The sequence below is a fragment of the Blastococcus sp. CT_GayMR20 genome (assembly GCF_004570345.1).
The window spans coordinates 1-15,932 of record NZ_SPQM01000113.1 but is presented as its reverse complement, the minus strand read 5'-3'; the positions used below and the strand labels follow the sequence as shown (position 1 = coordinate 15,932).

Genomic DNA, 15,932 nt, shown 5'->3' with positions numbered 1-15,932 from the left:
GCACCGGCCGCGGAACGCCGGGACGGGCGTGGACGACGGTCCGGCCGCCGCTCACCACCGGGCGGGCCGACGGCCGGTCCTCCGGCTGGCGGCGCGGGCGGACGGGGTCGACCGCCGACGCCGGGACCGGCAGGAAGAACCGGGCGAGCGGTCCGCGGGTGCGGCCGCGCTGGGCCTCGATCGCCTCGGGCTCGGAGCGGGCGAACCGGGCGAGCAGCCCGACGATGAAGAGGGTGAGCACCAGCGAGGTGCCACCGGCGGAGATCAGCGGCAGCTGGACTCCGGTCACCGGCAGCAGGCCCACCACGTAGCCCATGTTCATGGCGGCCTGGCCGATCAGCCAGACGGTGATCGCGACGCAGGCGAGCTGGACGAAGCGGTCGGCCGACCGGCGGGCGATCCGGAAGCCGGCGTAGGCGAGCACGCCGTACAGGGTGACCACCACCAGGCAGCCGAGGAAGCCGAGCTCCTCGCCGATGATCGCGAAGATGTAGTCGCTCTCCGCGTGCGGCAGCAGGTTCCACTTCATGGCGCTGTTGCCCAGGCCGACCCCCCACAGCCCGCCGGTGGCCAGCGCGTAGAAGCCGCGGATCGCCTGGAAACCGCCCACCGTGGGGTCGGCGAACGGGTCCAGGAACGAGGTGATCCGCGCGAGGCGATAGGGCGCGATCCAGACCATCAGGGCGACCAGTCCGGCGGCCGCGGCGACGAACCAGCCGAAGTACCGCAGGGGCATCCCGCCGGCCCAGAGGAGCCCGACGAGGACGAGTCCGAGGCTGACCACGGCACCGAAGTCCGGTTCGGCGATCAGCAGCAGTGAGAGCACGCCGAACACCGGGAGCACAGGGACCAGCAGGGACGTCGTCGTCAGGTACCGCTCGCGCAGCGCCAGGACATGCGCTCCCCAGAGCGCGAAGACCAGCTTGGCGATCTCCGAGGGCTGCAGGTTCGCGAAGCCGAGGTCGAACCACTGACGGGCGCCGTTCAGCTTCAGCCCGATGCCCGGCACGAGGACCAGCAGCAGCATGCCGACGACCACGAGGAGAGCGATCGGCGACCAGCGGCGCAGGAACCCGGCGGGCAGCCGCAGGGCGACCAGCATGGCCCCGACCCCCAGGACAGCCCAGATCAGCTGCTGGACACCCGGCTTCCACGCGGGCTCGTCGGCCATCGCCGCCTCGATGGAGGAGGCGGAGAAGACCATGACCAGCCCGATGGTGAGCAGCAACCCCGCGGAGCCGAGCACCAGGTGGCAGCTCGTCATCGGACCGTCGAGCCAGGCGGGACCGCGCAGGCGCTGGGGCCGCTCGTGCCGGGTCCGCCTCGGCCCGGACGCCGTCGCCTGCGGGACCTCCGGAGCGGACGGGCGGGCGCGGGTGGCAGGGGTGGGGGTATGGGTGCGGGTCATCGCAGGGCCGCCACCGCGTCGGCGAAGGCGCGGCCGCGGTGGGCGTAGTCGCGGAAGACGTCCATCGAGGCGGCCGCGGGCGCCAGCAGCACGGTGTCGCCCGGACGGGCCAGCTCCGCCGCGGCGGCGACGACGTGCGCCATCGTCGCCTCGCCCGTCACACCAGTCCCGTCCATCCCGTCATCGTCGCCGCTCTCCACCGTCACGACGGGGACCGTCGGGGCGTGTCGCGCGAGTGACGCGGCCAGAACGCCCCGGTCGCGGCCCAGCAGGACCACTCCGGCGAGCCGGGAGGCGACGGCCGCGACCAGCGGATCGACGTCGGCCCCCTTCAGCAGGCCGCCGGCGATCCAGACCACGCGGGGGTACGCGGCCAGGGACGCCCCGGCCGCGTGCGGGTTGGTCGCCTTGCTGTCGTCGACGTAGTCGACCCCGCCGACGGTCGCGACCCGGACGTTGCGGTGGGCGCCGCCCCGGAAGCCCGCCAGTCCCCTGCCGACGGCCTCCCCGGGAATGCCGACCGCCCGGGCGAGGGCCGCGGCGGCCAGCGCGTTCACGGTGTTGTGCGGGCCGGGTACCTGGAGGCGGCCGCGCTCGAGCAGCACCTCTCCTGCGGGGTCCGCGCTGAACGCCCGGTCGACGAGGGCCCCGGCCCGCACCCCGAGCTGACCCGCAGCCGGCTCACCGAGGGTCACCGTCACCGGCCGGGGATGGGGCGCGACCAGCGCCGCCGCCACCGGGTTCCCGGCGTCGGCGACCGCCACCGGTGCGTGCTGGAGGATCTTCGCCTTCGCGTCCCGGTAGGCCGCGAACGAGCCGTGCCAGTCGGTGTGGTCGTCGGCGACGTTGAGGACGGCGGCCGCGGCAGGGGCGATGGACGAGGACCAGTGCAGCTGGAAGCTGGAGAGCTCGACGGCGACCGCGTCGTAGGCGGGTGTGCCGTCGTCCTCGAGCGAGGTGACGACCTCGACGAGCGGGCGCCCCACGTTCCCGGCCGCGACGGCCCGGCGGCCGGCCGCCAGCAGGATCGCCTCGAGCATCGTCACTGTCGTGGTCTTGCCGTTGGTGCCGGTCACCGCCAGCCAGGGGGCGGCGTTCCCCGCGGCGTCCACGGCGCGCAGCCGCCAGGCCAGCTCCGGTTCCCCGATCACCTCGACCCCGCGCCGGGCGGCGTCCTCCAGCAGCGGGGCGTCCGGCCGCCAGCCCGGCGAGGTGACGACCAGCGCCGTCCCCTCCGGCACGGAGTCGATGCGGCCCAGCCAGGTGGCCCCGGCAGCCGCGAGCTCGGCGACCACCGGCCGCTCGGAGGCGTCGGTCAGGAGGACCTGAGCGCCGCGGCCCAGGAGCACCCGCGCCGCCGCGGCCCCGGAGATACCGAGTCCGGCGACCAGCACGGTCCGCCCCTGCACGAGCACGGTCACAGGCCTACGAACTCGAGCCAGTCCGCGTAGAACAGGCCGATGCCGAAGGCCACCGCCATGGCGGTCACGAGCCAGAACCGCACGATGACGGTGTTCTCGGTCCAGCCGGCGAGCTCGAAGTGGTGGTGCAGCGGGGCCATCCGGAACACCCGCCGCCGGGTCGCGCGGAAGAACGCCACCTGGATGACCACCGACAGCGTCACGGCGACGAACAGACCGCCGAGGACGACGAGCAGCAGCTCGGTGCGGGTGACGATGGCCAGCCCCGAGAGCAGGCCCCCGAGGGCCAGCGAGCCGGTGTCGCCCATGAAGATCCGGGCCGGGCTGGTGTTCCACCAGAGGAACCCCAGACACGCGCCCAGGCCCGCCGCGGCCACCAGCGTCACGTCCAGCGGATCGCGGACGACGTAGCACCCCTCGATGAACTCGTTGGCGCAGTCGTGGGTGAACTGCCAGAACGAGATGAAGACGTAGGAGGCGAACACCATGGCCGACGAGCCCGCGGCCAGGCCGTCGAGGCCGTCGGTGAGGTTCACCGCGTTGGAGAACCCGGCGATGAAGAGGTAGGCCAGGATCACGAAGGCCACGGACCCGAGCGCGAACGGGGCGATGTCCCGTACGTAGGAGACGAACGTCGAGGCCGGCGTCACGCCCTCGCTGTTGGGGAAGTTGATCGCCAGGACGGCGAAGGCCACGCCGACGACCAGCTGGCCCACCAGCTTGGCCGTCTTGTTCAGTCCGAGGCTGCGGCGGTGCCGGATCTTGAGGTAGTCGTCGAGGAACCCGACCGTCCCCATGCCGACCATCAGGAAGAGCAGCATCAGGCCGGTGGCGGTGAAGCCCCAGTTGTCCTGGTAGCTGAGGAACAGGTGGGCGGCCAGGTAGCCGCCCACGGTGGCGCCGACGATCACCGTCCCGCCCATGGTGGGCGTGCCCTTCTTGGACAGGTGGCTCTCGGGGCCGTCGTCCCGGATCTCCTGGCCGAGGCCCTGCCGGCGGAACGCACGGATGGCCAGCGGGGTGAGCAGGATGGAGATGATCAGGCCGAAACCGGCCGCGATCAGGACGGACCTCACGCGCCGGCCCCGGGAGCAGGCAGATCAGCGGCCAGGAGATCGGCGGCGAGCAGCTCGAGGCCGTAGGAGCGACTGGCCTTCACGAGGACGACGTCCCCGGGACGGAGCACCTCCGACAGCAGTCCGCGGGCAGCGGCCCGGTCCGGCACGTGCACCGACTCCCTTCCTGTGCCACGCCCTGCAGCCAGTCCGGCTGCGGCCGCGCCCTCGGCTATGCCTACCGCATCGGGACCCACGGCCACGATCAGGTCGACCCCGGCGGCCGCGGCGTCGCGCCCGAGCCGCTCGTGCTCGGCGCCGGCGTCGGGTCCCAGCTCGGCCATGGCCCCGAGGACGGCGATGCGCCGCTCCCCCGCCAGGCCGGCCAGTGCCGCCAGCGCGGCCCGCATCGACTCGGGGTTGGCGTTGTAGGCGTCGTTGACGACGGTCACCCCGTCGGAGCGGCGGTCGACCTCCATCCGCCAGCGGCTGCGCGCTCCCGCCTCCGACAGCGCGGCGGCGACGTCGGCGGGCTGCATCCCGGCGGCGAGGGCGGCACCGGCGGCCGACAGCGCGTTGGCGACCTGGTGCTCGCCCACCACCTGCAGGGCGACGGGGTGCTCCTCCCCCGCGGCGACGAGCGTGAACCGGGGACGGGCGGCCTCGTCCAGCGAGACCGCGGTCGCCCGGACGTCGGCGTCGGGACCGCGGCCGGTGCGCAGGACGCGGGCGCTCGTGCGCGGCGCCATCCCGGCCACCCGCGGGTCGTCGGCGTTCAGCACGGCGGTGCCGTCGGCGGGCAGCGCCTCGACGATCTCGCCCTTGGCCCGGGCGATGCCGTCGGCGCTGCCGAATTCACCCAGGTGGGCCGAGCCGACGTTGAGCACGACCGACACCTGCGGACGGGCGACGCCGCACAGCCGGGCGATGTGCCCCGGCCCGCGCGACCCCATCTCGAGGACGAGGAAGCGGGTCTGCTCGTCGGCGCTGAGCACGGTGAGCGGCAGGCCGATGTCGTTGTTGTAGGAGCCGGGCGGGCTGACCGTCGGGCCCGCCGTGGCGAGGACCTGCCCGAGGAGGTCCTTGGTCGAGGTCTTGCCCGAGGAGCCGGTGATCGCCAGCGTCGTCAGCCCGCGCCCGGTCAGCCGGGCGTGCACGCCGGCGGCGAGGCGGCCCAGGGCGACGACCGGGTCGCTCACCACGACGGTCGACAGGGCGTCGTCCGGGCGCATGCTCAGCGCTGCCACCGCGCCGGCGGCCGCCGCGGCGCCGAGGAAGTCGTGCCCGTCGACCCGTTCGCCCGGGAAGGCGACGAAGAGGTCCCCCGGCTCGACGGTCCGCGAGTCGAGCGTGACCTTCCCGGTGACGACCGCGTCGGCGGGGCCGGTCAGGTCGCCGTCCACGAGTCCGGCGACCTCGCCCAGCTTCATCTCGATCATGCCGGCGTCCCCTGGGCGGCCAGCACCTCGCGCAGCACCTCGCGGTCGTCGAACGGGTGCACCGTGCCGGCGACCTCCTGGCCGGTCTCGTGGCCCTTGCCCGCCACCAGCACCGTGTCGGCGGGCCGGGCCAGCGCCACGGCCGTGGCCAGCGCGTCCCTGCGCCCGGCCACCTCCAGCACCTCGGCGCGGCGGTCCTCAGGGACCTCGTGCACGCCGGCGAGCATGGCCGCGCGGATGGCGGCGGGATCCTCGGAGCGTGGGTTGTCGTCGGTCACGACCAGTACATCGCTGCCGGAGGCCGCAGCGGTCCCCATCGCGGCCCGCTTTCCTGGATCCCGGTCGCCGCCGCACCCGAGGACGGTGATCAGCCGGCCGGTCGTGGCGTCGCGCAGCGCGGCGAGGGCGGTGCTGACGGCGTCCGGGGTGTGCGCGTAGTCGACGACGGCGACGAAGGGCTGCCCGGCGTCCACCGGTTCCATCCGGCCCGGGACGACGGTGTCTGCCAGCCCGGCGAGCGCCGTCCCGACGGGCACGCCGACGGCGTCGAGCAGGGCGACGGCGAGGACGGCGTTGGCGACGTTGAACCGCCCCGGCAGCCGCAGGCGGGCCGGCCACGAGCGGCCTCCGGGGCCGTGCAGGGTGAAGGTCGAGCCGCCGTCGGGGGCCGGGGCGACGCCGTCGGCCCACCAGTCCGCCGGACCCCCGGTCGCCACTGTCGCGGCGGCGGGGCGCAGAGCGGCCAGCCGGCGGCCTCCGTCGTCGTCGACGGTGATCGCCTCGGCGGCCGCGCGGCCGTCGAACAGCAGCGCCTTCGCCCGGAAGTACTCCTCGAGGTCGCCGTGGAAGTCCAGGTGGTCGCGGCCGAGGTTGGTGAAGCCCGCGGCGGCGAACCGGACGCCGCCGACCCGGCCGAGCACGAGGGCGTGGCTGGAGACCTCCATGACCACCCCCGTGACCCCCGAGGCGGCCATCTGCGCGAGCAGGGCGTGCAGCGCGGGTGCCTCCGGCGTGGTCCGGACGCTGGGCAGCGCGGTGACCGTCGGCGTGCCGTCGGCGGCCCACCCGCGCGTGCGCGTCTGGACGGTGCCGATCAGGCCGGTGCCCGAGCCGGCGGCGGCCAGGCCGGCCTCGACCAGGTAGGCCGTCGTCGTCTTGCCGTTCGTGCCGGTGATCCCGATGACCGTGAGCTGCCGGCTCGGCTCGCCGTAGACCCGGTCGGCGACCTGGCCGAGGAGCGCCCTCGGGTCGTCGACGACGCACACCGGAAGCCCGGTCGCCTCGGCGTCGGGACGGCCCGCCGGGTCGGTGAGGACGGCGACGGCACCCCGTGCGGCGGCGTCGGCGGCGAACCGGGCGCCGTGCGTGCGGGCACCGGGGAGCGCGGCGTAGAGGTCACCTGGCCGCACCTCGGCCGAGGCGAGTGTGACGCCGGTGACAGCCGGAGCGTCGGCAGGGTCAGCCACGGCGCCGACCGGGGAACCGACGAGGTCGGCGAGATCGGTCAGGCTGAGCGGGGCGGACTGCGGTCGGTCCCCCGCAGGCCGGGGCACCGACCCGGGGTCGGACGTGGTCACGGGGCTCCAATCTACCGGCGGGGACCCCTCGACCCGCGCACGTCGGCCCCTCCGCACGGCGGGACCGGGCGCAGCGGCCCCGCCGCGGGTGCGGTCAGGGGGCGGTGAGGACGAAGTCCGGCCGCGCGGCGCCCGACGGGACGACGCCGTCGGCGGTGAGCGCGTACCGCATGATGTCGGCGAACACGGGAGCCGCGACCTGGCCGCCCTCGGCGTCGCTGGTCGGGCGCTCCAGGTCGACGGCGACGACGTACTGGGGGTCGTCGGCCGGCGCGAAGCCGACGAACGTCGTCACGTAGCCGCCGCCCTCGTAGCAGTTGCACTCCGGATTGGCCCGCTGCGCGGTACCGGTCTTGCCGGCGACCCGGAAGCCCTCGATCTCCCCGAGGGGCGCGGTGCCGCCGTCCCCCACCACCGCCTCGAGCATGTAGGCCATCTGCTCGGCGGTGGACTCGCTGATGACGCGGGTCCGCTCGGGGTCGGGCGCCTCGCGCACCCGGCCGTCGGGCCGGGTCACGGCGTCCACGATGCGGGGCTCGATGCGGACGCCGTCGTTGGCGATGGCCTGGTAGATCGACGCCATCTGCAGGGTGGTCACGGAGACGCCCTGGCCGATGGCGACGTTGGCCGCCCGGACGCCGCTCCAGTCGTCGGAGTCCTGCAGGATGCCGGCGCTCTCACCGGGCAGCTCGATGCCCGTCGTGTCGCCGAGGCCGAACGCCCGGAGGTAGTGCTCGAGCTTCTCGTCGCCGACCTCGCGGGCCAGCATGATGGTGCCGACGTTGCTGGACTTGGCCAGGATGCCCGTGACGGTCCAGTCGATGGGCGCGTGGTCGTGGGCATCGGTCACCACCCGGTCACCCGCCTCGATGTGGCCGTTGACTTTGAGCACGGTGTCCGGGGTCGCGACGCCCTCCTCCAGCGCGGCCGAGAGCGTCACCGCCTTCATGACCGAGCCCGGCTCGAAGACGCTGGAGATGATCGGGTTGCCGAGCAGGTCCGGGTCGGTCGACGAGTAGTCCCCGGGGTCGTAGCCGGGGCAGGAGCCCATGGCCACGACCTCGCCGGTGTGGACGTCGAGGACCACGGCGGAGGCCCGGGTCGTGGCACCGTCGAGGCAGGCCTCGCCCAGCCGCTGCTCGGCAACCCGATCATCTCCAGCGTCTTCGAGCCGGGCTCGGTCATGAAGGCGGTGACGCTCTCGGCCGCGCTGGAGGAGGGCGTCGCGACCCCGGACACCGTGCTCAAAGTCAACGGCCACATCGAGGCGGGTGACCGGGTGGTGACCGATGCCCACGACCACGCGCCCATCGACTGGACCGTCACGGGCATCCTGGCCAAGTCCAGCAACGTCGGCACCATCATGCTGGCCCGCGAGGTCGGCGACGAGAAGCTCGAGCACTACCTCCGGGCGTTCGGCCTCGGCGACACGACGGGCATCGAGCTGCCCGGTGAGAGCGCCGGCATCCTGCAGGACTCCGACGACTGGAGCGGCGTCCGGGCGGCCAACGTCGCCATCGGCCAGGGCGTCTCCGTGACCACCCTGCAGATGGCGTCGATCTACCAGGCCATCGCCAACGACGGCGTCCGCATCGAGCCCCGCATCGTGGACGCCGTGACCCGGCCCGACGGCCGGGTGCGCGAGGCGCCCGACCCCGAGCGGACCCGCGTCATCAGCGAGTCCACCGCCGAGCAGATGGCCTACATGCTCGAGGCGGTGGTGGGGGACGGCGGCACCGCGCCCCTCGGGGAGATCGAGGGCTTCCGGGTCGCCGGCAAGACCGGTACCGCGCAGCGGGCCAATCCGGAGTGCAACTGCTACGAGGGCGGCGGCTACGTGACGACGTTCGTCGGCTTCGCGCCGGCCGACGACCCCCAGTACGTCGTCGCCGTCGACCTGGAGCGCCCGACCAGCGACGCCGAGGGCGGCCAGGTCGCGGCTCCCGTGTTCGCCGACATCATGCGGTACGCGCTCACCGCCGACGGCGTCGTCCCGTCGGGCGCCGCGCGGCCGGACTTCGTCCTCACCGCCCCCTGACCGCACCCGCGGCGGGGCCGCTGCGCCCGGTCCCGCCGTGCGGAGGGGCCGACGTGCGCGGGTCGAGGGGTCCCCGCCGGTAGATTGGAGCCCCGTGACCACGTCCGACCCCGGGTCGGTGCCCCGGCCTGCGGGGGACCGACCGCAGTCCGCCCCGCTCAGCCTGACCGATCTCGCCGACCTCGTCGGTTCCCCGGTCGGCGCCGTGGCTGACCCTGCCGACGCTCCGGCTGTCACCGGCGTCACACTCGCCTCGGCCGAGGTGCGGCCAGGTGACCTCTACGCCGCGCTCCCCGGTGCCCGCACGCACGGCGCCCGGTTCGCCGCCGACGCCGCCGCACGGGGTGCCGTCGCCGTCCTCACCGACCCGGCGGGCCGTCCCGACGCCGAGGCGACCGGGCTTCCGGTGTGCGTCGTCGACGACCCGAGGGCGCTCCTCGGCCAGGTCGCCGACCGGGTCTACGGCGAGCCGAGCCGGCAGCTCACGGTCATCGGGATCACCGGCACGAACGGCAAGACGACGACGGCCTACCTGGTCGAGGCCGGCCTGGCCGCCGCCGGCTCGGGCACCGGCCTGATCGGCACCGTCCAGACGCGCACGCGCGGGTGGGCCGCCGACGGCACGCCGACGGTCACCGCGCTGCCCAGCGTCCGGACCACGCCGGAGGCACCCGCGCTGCACGCCCTGCTCGCGCAGATGGCCGCCTCGGGGGTCACGGGGGTGGTCATGGAGGTCTCCAGCCACGCCCTCGTGCTCGGCCGGGTCGGCGGCGTCCGGTTCGCCGCCGCGGGCTTCACCAACCTCGGCCGCGACCACCTGGACTTCCACGGCGACCTCGAGGAGTACTTCCGGGCGAAGGCGCTGCTGTTCGACGGCCGCGCGGCCGCCGAGGCGATCACCGTCGACGACGACGGAGGCCGCCGGCTGGCCGCTCTGCGCCCCGCCGCCGCGACAGTGGCGACCGGGGGTCCGGCGGACTGGTGGGCCGACGGCGTCGCCCCGGCCCCCGACGGCGGCTCGACCTTCACCCTGCACGGCCCCGGAGGCCGCTCGTGGCCGGCCCGCCTGCGGCTGCCGGGGCGGTTCAACGTCGCCAACGCCGTCCTCGCCGTCGCCCTGCTCGACGCCGTCGGCGTGCCCGTCGGGACGGCGCTCGCCGGGCTGGCAGACACCGTCGTCCCGGGCCGGATGGAACCGGTGGACGCCGGGCAGCCCTTCGTCGCCGTCGTCGACTACGCGCACACCCCGGACGCCGTCAGCACCGCCCTCGCCGCGCTGCGCGACGCCACGACCGGCCGGCTGATCACCGTCCTCGGGTGCGGCGGCGACCGGGATCCAGGAAAGCGGGCCGCGATGGGGACCGCTGCGGCCTCCGGCAGCGATGTACTGGTCGTGACCGACGACAACCCACGCTCCGAGGATCCCGCCGCCATCCGCGCGGCCATGCTCGCCGGCGTGCACGAGGTCCCTGAGGACCGCCGCGCCGAGGTGCTGGAGGTGGCCGGGCGCAGGGACGCGCTGGCCACGGCCGTGGCGCTGGCCCGGCCCGCCGACACGGTGCTGGTGGCGGGCAAGGGCCACGAGACCGGCCAGGAGGTCGCCGGCACGGTGCACCCGTTCGACGACCGCGAGGTGCTGCGCGAGGTGCTGGCCGCCCAGGGGACGCCGGCATGATCGAGATGAAGCTGGGCGAGGTCGCCGGACTCGTGGACGGCGACCTGACCGGCCCCGCCGACGCGGTCGTCACCGGGAAGGTCACGCTCGACTCGCGGACCGTCGAGCCGGGGGACCTCTTCGTCGCCTTCCCGGGCGAACGGGTCGACGGGCACGACTTCCTCGGCGCCGCGGCGGCCGCCGGCGCGGTGGCAGCGCTGAGCATGCGCCCGGACGACGCCCTGTCGACCGTCGTGGTGAGCGACCCGGTCGTCGCCCTGGGCCGCCTCGCCGCCGGCGTGCACGCCCGGCTGACCGGGCGCGGGCTGACGACGCTGGCGATCACCGGCTCCTCGGGCAAGACCTCGACCAAGGACCTCCTCGGGCAGGTCCTCGCCACGGCGGGCCCGACGGTCAGCCCGCCCGGCTCCTACAACAACGACATCGGCCTGCCGCTCACCGTGCTCAGCGCCGACGAGCAGACCCGCTTCCTCGTCCTCGAGATGGGGTCGCGCGGGCCGGGGCACATCGCCCGGCTGTGCGGCGTCGCCCGTCCGCAGGTGTCGGTCGTGCTCAACGTCGGCTCGGCCCACCTGGGTGAATTCGGCAGCGCCGACGGCATCGCCCGGGCCAAGGGCGAGATCGTCGAGGCGCTGCCCGCCGACGGCACCGCCGTGCTGAACGCCGACGACCCGCGGGTGGCCGGGATGGCGCCGCGCACGAGCGCCCGCGTCCTGCGCACCGGCCGCGGTCCCGACGCCGACGTCCGGGCGACCGCGGTCTCGCTGGACGAGGCCGCCCGTCCCCGGTTCACGCTCGTCGCCGCGGGGGAGGAGCACCCCGTCGCCCTGCAGGTGGTGGGCGAGCACCAGGTCGCCAACGCGCTGTCGGCCGCCGGTGCCGCCCTCGCCGCCGGGATGCAGCCCGCCGACGTCGCCGCCGCGCTGTCGGAGGCGGGAGCGCGCAGCCGCTGGCGGATGGAGGTCGACCGCCGCTCCGACGGGGTGACCGTCGTCAACGACGCCTACAACGCCAACCCCGAGTCGATGCGGGCCGCGCTGGCGGCACTGGCCGGCCTGGCGGGGGAGCGGCGCATCGCCGTCCTCGGGGCCATGGCCGAGCTGGGACCCGACGCCGGCGCCGAGCACGAGCGGCTCGGGCGCGACGCCGCGGCCGCCGGGGTCGACCTGATCGTGGCCGTGGGTCCCGATGCGGTAGGCATAGCCGAGGGCGCGGCCGCAGCCGGACTGGCTGCAGGGCGTGGCACAGGAAGGGAGTCGGTGCACGTGCCGGACCGGGCCGCTGCCCGCGGACTGCTGTCGGAGGTGCTCCGTCCCGGGGACGTCGTCCTCGTGAAGGCCAGTCGCTCCTACGGCCTCGAGCTGCTCGCCGCCGATCTCCTGGCCGCTGATCTGCCTGCTCCCGGGGCCGGCGCGTGAGGTCCGTCCTGATCGCGGCCGGTTTCGGCCTGATCATCTCCATCCTGCTCACCCCGCTGGCCATCCGTGCGTTCCGCCGGCAGGGCCTCGGCCAGGAGATCCGGGACGACGGCCCCGAGAGCCACCTGTCCAAGAAGGGCACGCCCACCATGGGCGGGACGGTGATCGTCGGCGCCACCGTGGGCGGCTACCTGGCCGCCCACCTGTTCCTCAGCTACCAGGACAACTGGGGCTTCACCGCCACCGGCCTGATGCTGCTCTTCCTGATGGTCGGCATGGGGACGGTCGGGTTCCTCGACGACTACCTCAAGATCCGGCACCGCCGCAGCCTCGGACTGAACAAGACGGCCAAGCTGGTGGGCCAGCTGGTCGTCGGCGTGGCCTTCGCCGTCCTGGCGATCAACTTCCCCAACAGCGAGGGCGTGACGCCGGCCTCGACGTTCGTCTCCTACGTACGGGACATCGCCCCGTTCGCGCTCGGGTCCGTGGCCTTCGTGATCCTGGCCTACCTCTTCATCGCCGGGTTCTCCAACGCGGTGAACCTCACCGACGGCCTCGACGGCCTGGCCGCGGGCTCGTCGGCCATGGTGTTCGCCTCCTACGTCTTCATCTCGTTCTGGCAGTTCACCCACGACTGCGCCAACGAGTTCATCGAGGGGTGCTACGTCGTCCGCGATCCGCTGGACGTGACGCTGGTGGCCGCGGCGGGCCTGGGCGCGTGTCTGGGGTTCCTCTGGTGGAACACCAGCCCGGCCCGGATCTTCATGGGCGACACCGGCTCGCTGGCCCTCGGGGGCCTGCTCTCGGGGCTGGCCATCGTCACCCGCACCGAGCTGCTGCTCGTCGTCCTCGGCGGTCTGTTCGTCGCCGTGACGCTGTCGGTGGTCATCCAGGTGGCGTTCTTCCGCGCGACCCGGCGGCGGGTGTTCCGGATGGCCCCGCTGCACCACCACTTCGAGCTCGCCGGCTGGACCGAGAACACCGTCATCGTGCGGTTCTGGCTCGTGACCGCCATGGCGGTGGCCTTCGGCATCGGCCTGTTCTACGCGGACTGGCTCGAGTTCGTAGGCCTGTGACCGTGCTCGTGCAGGGGCGGACCGTGCTGGTCGCCGGACTCGGTATCTCCGGGGCCGCGGCGGCGCGGGTGCTCCTGGGCCGCGGCGCTCAGGTCCTCCTGACCGACGCCTCCGAGCGGCCGGTGGTCGCCGAGCTCGCGGCTGCCGGGGCCACCTGGCTGGGCCGCATCGACTCCGTGCCGGAGGGGACGGCGCTGGTCGTCACCTCGCCGGGCTGGCGGCCGGACGCCCCGCTGCTGGAGGACGCCGCCCGGCGCGGGGTCGAGGTGATCGGGGAACCGGAGCTGGCCTGGCGGCTGCGCGCCGTGGACGCCGCGGGGAACGCCGCCCCCTGGCTGGCGGTGACCGGCACCAACGGCAAGACCACGACAGTGACGATGCTCGAGGCGATCCTGCTGGCGGCCGGCCGCCGGGCCGTCGCGGCCGGGAACGTGGGGCGCCCGCTCGTCGAGGTCGTCACCTCGCTCGAGGACGACGGCACACCCGCCTACGACGCGGTCGCCGTCGAGCTCTCCAGCTTCCAGCTGCACTGGTCCTCGTCCATCGCCCCTGCCGCGGCCGCCGTCCTCAACGTCGCCGACGACCACACCGACTGGCACGGCTCGTTCGCGGCCTACCGGGACGCGAAGGCGAAGATCCTCCAGCACGCACCGGTGGCGGTCGCCGACGCCGGGAACCCGGTGGCGGCGGCGCTGGTCGCGCCCCATCCCCGGCCGGTGACGGTGACCCTCGGTGAGCCGGCTGCGGGTCAGCTCGGGGTGCGGGCCGGGGCCCTCGTCGACCGGGCGTTCAGCGCGGACCCCGCAGGAGAGGTGCTGCTCGAGCGCGGCCGCCTCCAGGTACCCGGCCCGCACAACACCGTGAACGCGCTGGCCGCCGCGGCCCTCGCCCGGGCGGTCGGCATTCCCGGGGAGGCCGTCGGCAGGGGACTGGCGGGCTTCCGGGGCGGCGCCCACCGCAACGTCCGGGTCGCGACCGTCGGCGGGGTCGACTACGTCGACGACAGCAAGGCGACCAACCCGCACGCGGCCGGGGCGTCCCTGGCCGCGTACCCCCGCGTGGTCTGGATCGCCGGCGGCCTGCTGAAGGGGGCCGACGTCGATCCGCTGGTCGCGGCCGTCGCCTCCCGGCTCGCCGGAGTGGTCCTGCTGGGCCGCGACCGGGGCGTTCTGGCCGCGTCACTCGCGCGACACGCCCCGACGGTCCCCGTCGTGACGGTGGAGAGCGGCGACGATGACGGGATGGACGGGACTGGTGTGACGGGCGAGGCGACGATGGCGCACGTCGTCGCCGCCGCGGCGGAGCTGGCCCGTCCGGGCGACACCGTGCTGCTGGCGCCCGCGGCCGCCTCGATGGACGTCTTCCGCGACTACGCCCACCGCGGCCGCGCCTTCGCCGACGCGGTGGCGGCCCTGCGATGACCCGCACCCATACCCCCACCCCTGCCACCCGCGCCCGCCCGTCCGCTCCGGAGGTCCCGCAGGCGACGGCGTCCGGGCCGAGGCGGACCCGGCACGAGCGGCCCCAGCGCCTGCGCGGTCCCGCCTGGCTCGACGGTCCGATGACGAGCTGCCACCTGGTGCTCGGCTCCGCGGGGTTGCTGCTCACCATCGGGCTGGTCATGGTCTTCTCCGCCTCCTCCATCGAGGCGGCGATGGCCGACGAGCCCGCGTGGAAGCCGGGTGTCCAGCAGCTGATCTGGGCTGTCCTGGGGGTCGGGGCCATGCTGGTCGCCCTGCGGCTGCCCGCCGGGTTCCTGCGCCGCTGGTCGCCGATCGCTCTCCTCGTGGTCGTCGGCATGCTGCTGCTGGTCCTCGTGCCGGGCATCGGGCTGAAGCTGAACGGCGCCCGTCAGTGGTTCGACCTCGGCTTCGCGAACCTGCAGCCCTCGGAGATCGCCAAGCTGGTCTTCGCGCTCTGGGGAGCGCATGTCCTGGCGCTGCGCGAGCGGTACCTGACGACGACGTCCCTGCTGGTCCCTGTGCTCCCGGTGTTCGGCGTGCTCTCACTGCTGCTGATCGCCGAACCGGACTTCGGTGCCGTGGTCAGCCTCGGACTCGTCCTCGTCGGGCTCCTCTGGGCCGGCGGGATGCCCCTGCGGTACTTCGGCTGGTTCGTCGCCGCGGCCGCCGGACTGGTCGCCCTGATGGTCTGGATCGCGCCCTATCGCCTCGCGCGGATCACCTCGTTCCTGGACCCGTTCGCCGACCCCACGGTGGGCGGTTTCCAGGCGATCCGCGGCTTCTACGCGCTGGCCACCGGCGGGCTGTGGGGGGTCGGCCTGGGCAACAGCGCCATGAAGTGGAACCTGCTGCCGCACGCGGAGAGCGACTACATCTTCGCGATCATCGGCGAGGAGCTCGGCTTCCTCGGCTGCCTGGTGGTGGTCACCCTGTACGGCGTGCTCGCCTACGCCGGCTTCCGGATCGCCCGCCGGTCGGCCGACCGCTTCGTCCAGCTCGCCTGCGTCGCGATCACCGTCTGGCTGATCGGCCAGGCCGCCATGAACATGGGCTACGTGGTGGGCCTGCTGCCGGTGACCGGAGTCCAGCTGCCGCTGATCTCCGCCGGTGGCACCTCGCTGGTGCTCACCCTCTTCATCGTCGGGCTGCTCGCCCGGTTCGCCCGCTCCGAGCCCGAGGCGATCGAGGCCCAGCGCGGCCGCACCCGCGGACCGCTCGCCCGGTTCTTCCTGCCGGTCCCGGCGTCGGCGGTCGACCCCGTCCGCCCGCGCCGCCAGCCGGAGGACCGGCCGTCGGCCCGCCCGGTGGTGAGCGGCGGCCGGACCGTCGTCCACGCCCGTCCCGGCGTTCCGCGGCCGGTGC

Annotated in this window: 12 protein-coding genes; 6 read left to right on the top strand and 6 right to left on the bottom strand. The window is 74.6% G+C overall.

What is annotated here, in order from left to right:
• The 6 genes from ftsW (E4P40_RS20590) to E4P40_RS20565 all read right to left on the bottom strand — a co-directional run.
• Window positions 1-1,408 (bottom strand): putative lipid II flippase FtsW (gene ftsW / locus E4P40_RS20590; protein WP_245160467.1); only part of this gene is annotated, 1,408 nt, incomplete at its 3' end.
• On the bottom strand, window positions 1,405-2,829 hold the full coding sequence (gene murD / locus E4P40_RS20585) for a UDP-N-acetylmuramoyl-L-alanine--D-glutamate ligase (protein WP_245160468.1): 1,425 nt from the start codon (window positions 2,827-2,829) through the stop codon (window positions 1,405-1,407). The genes murD (E4P40_RS20585) and ftsW (E4P40_RS20590), both read right to left, overlap by 4 nt.
• Window positions 2,826-3,905: a phospho-N-acetylmuramoyl-pentapeptide-transferase gene (gene mraY, locus E4P40_RS20580; protein WP_135160346.1), complete on the bottom strand. Its 1,080-nt coding sequence runs from the start codon at window positions 3,903-3,905 to the stop codon at window positions 2,826-2,828. The genes murD (E4P40_RS20585) and mraY (E4P40_RS20580) overlap by 4 nt, the downstream gene beginning before the upstream one ends.
• A complete protein-coding gene (gene murF / locus E4P40_RS20575; protein WP_135160347.1) occupies window positions 3,902-5,323 on the bottom strand; it encodes a UDP-N-acetylmuramoyl-tripeptide--D-alanyl-D-alanine ligase in 1,422 nt (473 codons plus the stop codon). The genes mraY (E4P40_RS20580) and murF (E4P40_RS20575) overlap by 4 nt, the downstream gene beginning before the upstream one ends.
• On the bottom strand, window positions 5,320-6,900 hold the full coding sequence (locus tag E4P40_RS20570) for a UDP-N-acetylmuramoyl-L-alanyl-D-glutamate--2,6-diaminopimelate ligase (RefSeq protein ID WP_135160348.1): 1,581 nt from the start codon (window positions 6,898-6,900) through the stop codon (window positions 5,320-5,322). The genes murF (E4P40_RS20575) and E4P40_RS20570 overlap by 4 nt, the downstream gene beginning before the upstream one ends.
• A gap of 94 nt (window positions 6,901-6,994) precedes the next feature.
• A complete protein-coding gene (locus tag E4P40_RS20565) occupies window positions 6,995-7,987 on the bottom strand; it encodes a penicillin-binding protein 2 (RefSeq protein WP_245160470.1) in 993 nt (330 codons plus the stop codon).
• Between E4P40_RS20565 and E4P40_RS20560 the strand changes: the two genes are divergently transcribed.
• The 6 genes from E4P40_RS20560 to ftsW (E4P40_RS20535) form a co-directional block, all read left to right on the top strand.
• Window positions 7,970-8,938 carry a penicillin-binding protein 2 gene (locus tag E4P40_RS20560; protein WP_245160469.1) on the top strand — a complete coding sequence of 323 codons (969 nt, stop codon included), beginning with the start codon at window positions 7,970-7,972 and terminating at the stop codon, window positions 8,936-8,938. The two genes, E4P40_RS20565 and E4P40_RS20560, sit on opposite strands and share 18 nt — an antisense overlap.
• A 94-nt stretch (window positions 8,939-9,032) precedes the next feature.
• Complete coding sequence (locus E4P40_RS20555) at window positions 9,033-10,613, top strand: UDP-N-acetylmuramoyl-L-alanyl-D-glutamate--2,6-diaminopimelate ligase (protein ID WP_135160348.1); 1,581 nt, start codon at window positions 9,033-9,035, stop codon at window positions 10,611-10,613.
• Window positions 10,610-12,031: a UDP-N-acetylmuramoyl-tripeptide--D-alanyl-D-alanine ligase gene (murF, locus tag E4P40_RS20550; RefSeq protein WP_135160347.1), complete on the top strand. Its 1,422-nt coding sequence runs from the start codon at window positions 10,610-10,612 to the stop codon at window positions 12,029-12,031. The genes E4P40_RS20555 and murF (E4P40_RS20550) overlap by 4 nt, the downstream gene beginning before the upstream one ends.
• A complete protein-coding gene (mraY, locus tag E4P40_RS20545; protein ID WP_135160346.1) occupies window positions 12,028-13,107 on the top strand; it encodes a phospho-N-acetylmuramoyl-pentapeptide-transferase in 1,080 nt (359 codons plus the stop codon). Before murF (E4P40_RS20550) ends, mraY (E4P40_RS20545) begins: the two co-directional genes overlap by 4 nt.
• Window positions 13,104-14,528, top strand: coding sequence for a UDP-N-acetylmuramoyl-L-alanine--D-glutamate ligase (gene murD / locus E4P40_RS20540; RefSeq protein WP_245160468.1), 1,425 nt, complete (start codon window positions 13,104-13,106; stop codon window positions 14,526-14,528). Before mraY (E4P40_RS20545) ends, murD (E4P40_RS20540) begins: the two co-directional genes overlap by 4 nt.
• Window positions 14,525-15,932 (top strand): putative lipid II flippase FtsW (gene ftsW, locus E4P40_RS20535; RefSeq protein ID WP_245160467.1); only part of this gene is annotated, 1,408 nt, incomplete at its 3' end. The genes murD (E4P40_RS20540) and ftsW (E4P40_RS20535), both read left to right, overlap by 4 nt.

Coding starts and splice junctions, on each gene's coding strand:
- murF (WP_135160347.1), bottom strand. CDS start 5,323: ATGATCGAGATGAAGCTGGGCGAGGTCGCCGGACTCGTGGACGGCGAC.
- murF (WP_135160347.1), top strand. CDS start 10,610: ATGATCGAGATGAAGCTGGGCGAGGTCGCCGGACTCGTGGACGGCGAC.